9 protein-coding genes are annotated in these 8367 nt (G+C 69.5%); 3 read left to right on the forward strand and 6 right to left on the reverse strand.

The annotated features are described in order from the left end of the window. Positions 1 to 297: 297 nt before the first annotated feature. On the forward strand, positions 298 to 1092 hold the full coding sequence (locus ACWGI6_RS05455) for an SDR family NAD(P)-dependent oxidoreductase (protein ID WP_453266252.1): 795 nt from the start codon (positions 298 to 300) through the stop codon (positions 1090 to 1092). Between the two features lie 33 nt (positions 1093 to 1125). On the opposite strand, the gene ACWGI6_RS05460 is transcribed toward ACWGI6_RS05455, so the two are convergent. Continuing rightward, the gene (locus ACWGI6_RS05460) at positions 1126 to 1776 is read right to left on the reverse strand and encodes a TetR/AcrR family transcriptional regulator (protein ID WP_453266253.1); all 651 of its coding nucleotides are present in this window, start codon (positions 1774 to 1776) and stop codon (positions 1126 to 1128) included. A gap of 2 nt (positions 1777 to 1778) precedes the next feature. Further along, positions 1779 to 3008, reverse strand: coding sequence for a cytochrome P450 (locus ACWGI6_RS05465; protein ID WP_453266254.1), 1230 nt, complete (start codon positions 3006 to 3008; stop codon positions 1779 to 1781). A gap of 170 nt (positions 3009 to 3178) precedes the next feature. Between ACWGI6_RS05465 and ACWGI6_RS05470 the strand changes: the two genes are divergently transcribed. Continuing rightward, positions 3179 to 3730: a hypothetical protein gene (locus ACWGI6_RS05470; RefSeq protein WP_453266255.1), complete on the forward strand. Its 552-nt coding sequence runs from the start codon at positions 3179 to 3181 to the stop codon at positions 3728 to 3730. 100 nt (positions 3731 to 3830) lie between these two features. Here the strand turns inward: ACWGI6_RS05470 and ACWGI6_RS05475 are convergent, their stop codons facing one another. Both ACWGI6_RS05475 and ACWGI6_RS05480 read right to left on the reverse strand, forming a co-directional pair. Then, the gene (locus ACWGI6_RS05475; RefSeq protein WP_453266256.1) at positions 3831 to 4562 is read right to left on the reverse strand and encodes a dienelactone hydrolase family protein; all 732 of its coding nucleotides are present in this window, start codon (positions 4560 to 4562) and stop codon (positions 3831 to 3833) included. A 308-nt stretch (positions 4563 to 4870) separates the two neighbouring features. Beyond that, positions 4871 to 5353, reverse strand: a complete 483-nt coding sequence (locus ACWGI6_RS05480; RefSeq protein ID WP_393904550.1) for a hypothetical protein — start codon at positions 5351 to 5353, stop codon at positions 4871 to 4873. Between the two features lie 286 nt (positions 5354 to 5639). Between ACWGI6_RS05480 and ACWGI6_RS05485 the strand changes: the two genes are divergently transcribed. Beyond that, entirely contained in the window at positions 5640 to 6380 is a 741-nt protein-coding gene (locus tag ACWGI6_RS05485) for a dienelactone hydrolase family protein (RefSeq protein ID WP_453266257.1), read from the forward strand. A 110-nt stretch (positions 6381 to 6490) separates the two neighbouring features. Here ACWGI6_RS05485 and ACWGI6_RS05490 read toward each other — a convergent pair whose 3' ends face one another. Together ACWGI6_RS05490 and ACWGI6_RS05495 are read right to left on the reverse strand one after the other, a co-directional pair. After that, the gene (locus ACWGI6_RS05490) at positions 6491 to 7039 is read right to left on the reverse strand and encodes a GNAT family N-acetyltransferase (RefSeq protein WP_453266258.1); all 549 of its coding nucleotides are present in this window, start codon (positions 7037 to 7039) and stop codon (positions 6491 to 6493) included. A gap of 949 nt (positions 7040 to 7988) precedes the next feature. Then, positions 7989 to 8192 carry an MbtH family protein gene (locus tag ACWGI6_RS05495; protein WP_393904547.1) on the reverse strand — a complete coding sequence of 68 codons (204 nt, stop codon included), beginning with the start codon at positions 8190 to 8192 and terminating at the stop codon, positions 7989 to 7991. Positions 8193 to 8367: the final 175 nt, after the last annotated feature.

An 8367-nucleotide genomic window follows, 5' to 3' on the forward strand; every position in this document is an offset into this window, starting at 1 on the left:
GGTGGCGGGCGGCCAAGTGGGGGCCGGGGCCGCCGGCGTTGTCGGCATGAACGGCATTGTCGGCACGAGCGGCATTGTCGGCATCGTCGGCGGACACATGGGCCCAGGTGCACGCGTCCGGGATGATCCGTGAATCGGGGTGCGCCGGCCGGCCTTGACGGCGTGCCGACGCGTGGACGCCGCGTCCGCGGCCACGGCTCCCCCACCGCCGCGAAGGCGTGCAACTCCCCTCAGGGCATCGCGGATCCCGCCGTCCTCCGTTACTGTTCGTTCGAACGAACAGTAACGGAGGACGACTTGCCGCACATCAAGGGATCGACCGTTCTGCTGACCGGCGCCAGCGGAGGCATCGGCAACGCGCTGGCCCGGACGCTCGCGGCCAGAGGTGCCCATCTGGTGGTTACCGGCCGACGCGCAGATGCGCTCAAGCGACTCGAAACGTCTTTGGGCGCCCGCGCCCTGGTCGCGGATCTGAGCGACCGTGAGGCGGTCGAGGATCTTGCCCAACGAGCCGGGCCCGTGGACATCTTGGTTGCCAACGCCGCCCTGCCCGCCAGCGGCAACCTGCTCGACTACACGCCCGACCAGATCGACAGGTCGCTGGACGTGAACCTGCGTGCCCCGCTCTTGCTGTCCCGGCTCCTGGCCCCGCACATGGTGGCCGCCGGCCGCGGCCACCTGGTCATGATCGGCTCGCTCTCGGGCCGGACGTCCTCCCCCGCCACCTCGCTCTACAGCGCCGCGAAGTTCGGGCTGCGCGGCTTCGCCCACGCCTTGCGCCAGGATCTGCACGGCACGGGCGTAGGCGTGTCCATCGTGCAACCGGGCTTCGTCCGTGAAGCGGGGATGTTCGCCGACACCGGTGCCACGCCACCGGCCGGCATACGTACCGTCAGCCCCGAACAGGTCGCGGCCGGCACCCTCAGCGCGATCGAGCGCAATCGCGCCGAGGTCAATGTTGCACCACTCGAACTACGCCTGGGCAGCGCCATCGGGGGGCTCTTCCCCGCCCTGGCAGCCGCTGCCCAGCGCAGAGGTTCACCGGCCTCCCTCGTACAGCAGATCGCCCAGGCCCAGCGCCACCAACGCTGACCGCCACGACCGGCCGGGGCCGGGCGACGGCCGTCACCTGCAAGGTGTGACCGGCGCCCGCCACAGTCCGACGATGGCGTCGATCAAGCCCGTGGCGGCGTCGTGCCAGCTGGAGCGTGGGGTGGAGGTGTTCTCGGCAAGGGCGCGTTCACGCTCGGCGCAGGTGTGCACGATCAGCTGGCGGGCCATCGCACCCCGCTCGATATGGACGTCGGCCGGCAGCTCGGGCAGGCACCGGTTCAGGCCTTCCAGCGTCTGCCGCAGCGCCGGGGAGGTGAGCGACTCCTCGGCCACGATGTCCTGCAGCGCCGGGTCGGTCATCACCTGGGCACAGAACCGGGCGAACCAGGAGGGGCTGCCCACCGATGCCAGGTGTTCGGTGGTGGGCCGCACCAGACAGGCCACCCAGTCTCCGATGTCCGCCGAGTCGCGGGTCCCGGCCAGCATCCGCACGCGCGTCTGCTCGATCCGCTCGGTGTGTTTCCGGGTGATCGCCCGCACCAAGTCGGCTTTGGTGCCGAAGTGGTAGCCGACCGCGGCGTTGTTGCCCTGCTCCGCCGCTTCGCTGACCTGGCGGTTGGACACCGCGTAGACACCGCGCTCGGCGAACAGCCGCTCCGCGGCACACAAGATCCGCTCCTTCGTCTCACCGACCTGCTCGGCCCGCACCGACCTGCCTGCCATGTTCACCACCTGACCGGGACTTCCCGCAATCCGCCGACGACCAGTCCCTCCAGCCGCCGCAGTTCTTCCGCCGCGACGGCGAGTTCCAGTGTGGGAAGCCGTCGCAGCAGCACCTCCAGAACGGCCTGCAGTTCGGTGCGGGCCAGCGCTTGGCCCAGGCAGGAATGAGCCCCGGCACCGAACGCCAGATGCGCGTTCGGACTGCGGCCGAGCACCATGTCCTCGGCACCGCCGAACGCCTTCTCGTCCCGGTTGGCCGCAGCCATGCTGCACACCACGGTGGTTCCGCGCGGCAGGACGGTCCCCGCCACCGCGGCCTCTTCGCCGATATAGTGCGGCATACCGAATCCCGGGTTGGCGTCGAAGCGCAGCGCCTCCTCCACCGCCGGACGTACCAGTGACCGGTCCTGCACCAGTTGCTCCCAGCGCCGCCGGTCGGCCAGCAGCATCGCCACCATTTTGCCGATCATGTTGGCTGTCGTCTCGTGCCCGGCAACGAGCAGTGCCTGCCCGGTGGCCACCACCTCCCGATCGGACAACCCACCGCCCTGGGCATCACCCGGGTCCAGCAGAGAACTGAGCAGATCATCGCTGGGCCGGGCTCGCTTCGCGGCGACGTGGCCGCTCATGTAGGCCGCGAACTCGGCCTGCGCCGCGGCGACTTCTTCGTGCGGGTAGCGGGTCAGGTTGAGCATGGTGTCGGACCAGTACGCGAAGGAGTCCCGGTCCGAGTCCGGGACACCCAGCAGGTCGCAGATCACCCACACGGGCAGCGGGAAGGCCAGCGCAGCCTTGAGGTCCGCGGGATGTCCGCGCCCGAGCATGTCGTCGATGAGCTGCTCGGCCATCGCTTCGATCCCGGGCCGGAGGGCGGCCATGCGCCTGGCGGTGAACCGCTTGACCACTGCCCGACGCCATCGCTGATGTTCTTCGCCCGCCTGGGGAAGGGCCGTCGCCAGCGAGTCGCTGAACACACCCCCGGAGTCGCCGGACGAGATCCGGGCCGCGTCGTCGGCGTTCAGCAGCCGGGTGAAGCGGGGATCGGACAGTACCTGTTTGACGTCGTCGTACCGCGTCAGCAGCGACGCGCTGTCGCCGCTGGGCAGTGTCACCGTCGCCACCGAGCACTGCCGGCGCAGCCGCGCCCACTCCGCCGGCGGCTCCAAGGCCGTCGCGCCGGAAATCGGGTAGCTCAGCGCCTGTTGCTCCTGCCCCTCGCTCCGCTCCCTCACCGTCTCCTCCGCTCCGCCGTCTCCGAACGCTCAGGCAACCCGTCCCGCCGGACCAAGTCAAGCAACTGACTTAATTTTGGCCGAGAAGACCGCACCGTGCCCGTTGACGGGTCCGGGCACAGGTGACCGGCGGTGCGGTGCCGGCGAGAGCGTTCACGTAGGGTCGCGGCATGGATGTGACCGGGAAAGTCTGGGGCGCCACCCGTGCGGAGCAGGAAGTGCCCTATCCCTGTGATCCTTTGGTGGAGGCGGCTGCCGAGGGGTGGCTCCGGGCCGTGGACGTGGCGGCGCCGCCCGGTCTCCTCTTCCGCTGGCTACGGCAGTTGACCATCGCGCCGTACAGCTACGACTGGATCGACTTCCGCGGGCACAAGAGTCCGCGCAGGCTGGTCCCGGGGCTACCCGAACTGGCCCTGGGGCAGCCGTTCCTCGTGTTCGAGATCGCGGACTTCGAGGCGGACACGCACATCACCGGCGTGCTCCCGGCCCGGCTCGCCGAGCGGCACGGACGGATGGCGGTGAGCTACGCCCTGAGCCCGCGCGAAGACGGCTCCCGCCTGGTGGTGAAGGTCGTTGCCGAGGTCAGGGGCTCACTCCCCGACAGACTGCGCCGCAGGCTGCTCGCCTGGGGCGACCTCGTCATGATGCGCAAGCAGCTCCTGACCCTCAAGAAGCTGGCCGAGCGGGATGCCGTTGCCCTGCCACAGCCATGGGACTCCTAGTGCTCCCGAACCCGGACTCCGTCGGCCACGCCGCCAGTCTTCGCTGAACGCGCCGATCGGAGGATCCCGATCGGCGCGTCGCGGACTGCAGGCGTAACTGTCAGCCGAAGTGCCGGGTGAAGAACCGTAGCGTGCTGTCCAGTTCGCATGCCGGGATCTCCCCGTGCTTGCCAGGGTTGGCATGCAGGGTCTTCTCGGCTGAGGCCAAGGCGTCGAACAGCGCCAAGCCGTGGGCCCGCGGCACCCGCTCATCGTCCCACTGCACCAGGAACTCCACCGGGACCGTGATCCGCGCGGCGGACTCCGCTGATGCCAACGCCCCGCCCAACCCCAGCACCGCCGCACGGACCCGGGGTTCGTCGGCAACGAACGGAACGCCGAGTCCGCACCCCAACGACACCCCCCAATAGCCCACCGGACCAGCGCCGACGTAGTCGAGACCCTGGACCCCGTCCAGAACCGCCTGCCATTCCGGGACGGTCTGGCGCGCCACGAGTGCCTGGAAACCGGCGACCAACGGAGCCAGCTCCTCCCCGGCAGCCACGCGAGCCTGGTTCTCGGTCGCGATCCTGTTGTACTCCTCATCCACCGGTCGGTCGCCATGGCCAGGCACGTCCACCGCCGCCACCGCGAAACCGCACTCGGCCACGAAGCGGCGCGCGCGGGCCACCATGTCGGGAGCCTTCTTGTGCCGGCCGCCGCCGTGTCCCATCAGGATGAGGGGCCTAGTACCGGCGGCACCTGCCGGCGTCCACAGGACGCCGGGAATCTCGCCGAGGGTGAAGAGCTGTTCGCAGACGCCGTCGACCGACGTCTCAGAGCTGAAGCGCATAGCGTTTCATGCCTTTCGGGATGCCTTCTGCGGGCACTCCCTAAGCCATGTGAGAGAGGGAGCCCCGACCTGTCACAGCGTTGATCGGTCTCACCTCCTCGGTTCGCAGCGGCGTACAGCGACGCAGAAGGTACCACGGAGGGCTCACCCACGTCTGTGCAAGTGTCGTTGACAGGGCGAACGTTGCCCGGCGCGGCACTGGAACCGGTCCCGTGGGTCATGGGTCGCGTGCGAGGCCACCGGCGCATCGCGGCACGAGGGCCGGGCTGAGCTCTGGTGCGTACCGGTTCGCGCAGGGCTTCGTGGGATCAGCCCGGAATCACCGGTGTCGGGGCGGGCTGGGGGTCTTCCCCCTCGTAGGCCGCCAGCGCGGCTTGGCGGCTCTCCAGTACCTCGCCGAGATCCTCGGGGTCCACTCGGTCCTTCGCCAGCTTCATTCGGGCTCTGGCCTCCACGAACGCCCATGCCTGCCGGGCGCGTTTGTTGCCCAGCCGCCTGCTGTCACTCCGGAGGAAGCCCGCCCCCGCCGCGAACCCCGCGGCGAGCAGAGCCACCAGCGCCGCAGGAACGCGGGCGTCCGCCGACGCCAGCCCCGCGGCTCCGGATATGCCGGCGAGGAGGGCCGCGGGAAAGCCCAGAGCGATATCGACCTTGGCCCAGAATTCGGCCCTGCGGTGAGCGAGGTCCTTCTGTCGCGTCGCTTCGTCACGTAACCGCTCGACCTCGGCGCGCGGCCGGCTCAAGGGCTCGTTCCGGGAAACGGGCTGGGACCCGGGAGAGGTAGTGGCCATGCCTGGATTCCAACACAGGTGAAACGCAAGGGACTTGTACGGGCATGCACAGTCTTACGGGGCGTCCGTGGTGGGCTCCTGACAGATCGACCACGGCAGGGCCGACGCGAAAGCCGACCCCCCTCCCGGCCTACGAGCGTCTCGCCGGAGCGTGCGGTGAGGTCGCCTTGACGGACGCCTCTCTTCGCGCCGCTGACTACTGTGGGGGAAGCCGTCGGCGTGCTGACCGGCGGACGGGTGGCCCGCCCCACATGCGCCGCCCCGGAACCCGATGAAAGGTGCGGACATGACGAACGTGCACGGTACCCCCGTGGACATCCCCACCCCGGACGGCATCGCCGACGCCTATCTCGCCCACCCCGACGACGGCGAGCCGCACCCCGGTGTGCTGCTGTACATGGACGCCTTCGGACTGCGGCCTTCGTTGGAGGAGATGGCCAGGCGCTTGGCCGGGCACGGCTACACGGTGCTGGTGCCCAATGTCCTCTACCGCTCCGGGCGCGCCCCGGTGGTGGAGCTGCCCGACTTCATCGACCCCTCCCTGCGGCCGGAGATCTTCGAGCAGCTCTTCCCGATCATGCGGGCCCTCACCCCCGACCTGGCGATGCGGGATGCCGGCGCCTATCTCGACTGGCTGGCCGCGTCGCCTCTGGTCACTGACGGCCCCGTAGGCACGACCGGCTACTGCATGGGCGGCATCCTCGCGATCCGCACCGCCGCGGCCCATCCCGACCGTATCGGCGCCGCGGCCTCCTTTCACGCCGGCAGCCTGGACAGCCCGCACCTGCTCGCCGACCGCATCACGGCGGAGCTGTACTTCGGCCATGCCGACCAGGATCGTTCGATGTCCGCCGAGCAGATCAAGAGCCTTGAGCAGGCCCTGGACACCGCGGGCGTCCGCTACCGCAGCGAGCTGTACGAAGGCGCCCACCACGGCTACACCCAGGCCGACACCGCCGCGTACAACTCCGAGGCGGACGCGCGTCATTGGCGCAACCTGCTGGAACTCTTCGGGCGCCGCCTCTGACACCACGAGCGGACCGGCAGCCGGGCTTCGCGGCGATCGCCACCGAGGTACTCGTGGAACCTCGCGACCCCGTTCACCGTGTGCAGACCAGCCGCGCGGCAGTGGCCCGCTCAGCGCGCTGCGACGGTGGCGGGGTCGGTGCCCGTCTCCACTGTGTTGCCGGTTGACATGACCAGCATCTTCGTTACCGTGCCGTCGTCCGCGACGACGTCACGGACGTGTGCGAATCCCAGCTTTTTGCCCAGCGCCAGACTGGCGGCATTTTCCGCGCCCACCATTCCGTAGACCTCGTTGAGCTTCAGTGTGTGAGCGGCGTAGTGCAGCAGACCACGTACCAACTCGTTGCCCACGCCCCTCCCCCGGCTGTCCTTGACCAGTGCGGCGACCATCTCGTAGCCGTCGACGTTGCCCGTCTTCTTGATCTCCGCGTGGCCCACGTAGACGCCCTCGGCCCACACCGCCCACACATCGAAGAGGTTTTTGGTGTAGATCTCATTCAGAATCGCTTTGAATACGCCCCGGATCTCTTCTTCGGGCGACCGCTCTTGGCCCATCCAGCGGCAGACCTCTTCGTCACCGAGCAGAGCCACGAAGACATCCTCGTCCTCGGGCCGGTAGGGCGACAGGATCAGTCTGTCGGTGCGCAGGATCGGGGTCATTCGAGGGTCCCTTCTCATCGTGAACGCCAAGTGATGTCGGTGGGGTGAATGGCCGCGCCGGTCCCGAGCAGGAGGGCCGGCTTCCGGGTGTGCGCGGTCCCGAGGTGGACCCGCGGAGGCTTCCGGGGCAGGCACAGGCGAGCGTGATCTCACGTGAACTCGGTGGAACTCCGGCCCATGAGGCCGGACTTACCGGTCAGGCCGTCGAACGCGGCGGCCCGCCGAGGGAACGGAGCGGTGCCAGGCCGTCCGGCCCCGCACAACGGCGCCAGGTCATGGACCGGCCACTGAGAAAATCCCCCGCGATCCGCAGTTCCCTCACCCCGTAAAAGTCCTGAACTCCGCACTCAGGCATCCGGCCTGTGCGGTGCATGTCACTGGTATAGCGTAATAATCGCCTATCGTCACTACCTGGCACCAAAACCGATATGACAGGTAATTACGGCGTACTCCGTCATTTACACCGGTTGTCGTATGCGGGTCGTACGAGGGGCACCGGCCACCGGCCTCAGGGAAGGGAGCGGCGGTCCCGAGGCCGGAAGAGGGCTTCGGGCAGCGGCGGCGGATCTCCGGCTCTCCAGCGGCATGGCGACCATGGTTCGTCGCTGACACGAGGGGGGAGGGAGAGGTTCGGCCGGCGAGGCGGCCGGGGCGTGGGGTGTGGCCCACGCACTGTCGTGCTGTCGTGCTGTCGGACGCGCGACGGGGCAAGCGCGCCCTCCGGGTTCGTCTACCCTGCGCCCGTGTGCGCTCGCCTTGCGCGCGTCGGACCGCTCGTCCGCGGCGCGGCATCCTTCAAGGCGGTGGGGGGAACCGGGTTTGGTGGTAAGGCAGTTGGGCGCCCCGTGCGGGCCGCGCCGGCCGGTGGCCGGTGGTCGCGGCCCGCACGGAGGGTGGTGCGGGAGGGGCAGGCGTGGCGGTCAGCCGTGGGCCTGCGGGGCGGGTCCGGTCAGGAGCCGGCGCGGTCCATGCGCTCGCGCAGGCTGCGGGGCCGCATGTCGGTCCAGACCTCGTCGACGTAGGCGGAGCACTCGTCCTGTGTGCCCTCCTTGCCCACGGCGTGCCATCCGTCGGGGACCTCCAGGTCGGCCAGCCACAGCGAGTACTGGTCCTCGTCGTTGCGCAGCACCTGGTAGCGGGCGTTCTCGTCCATGTCACGCTCTCCCATCATGGGTTGACTTGTTCTTGTTGATCGGGCGGGTGGGTCATCGGGCGGTTCGTCGGGTGGCGGCAGGGGCCGGGCGGTGGGGTCAGGGTGTGCGGTCGGGGAGGCCGGGCGGGCGGGCGGTCGATCCGGGTCGGGCTGCCCTCAACGGCCGTAGTGCGCG

The sequence above is a fragment of the Streptomyces sp. NPDC054786 genome (assembly GCF_053611685.1).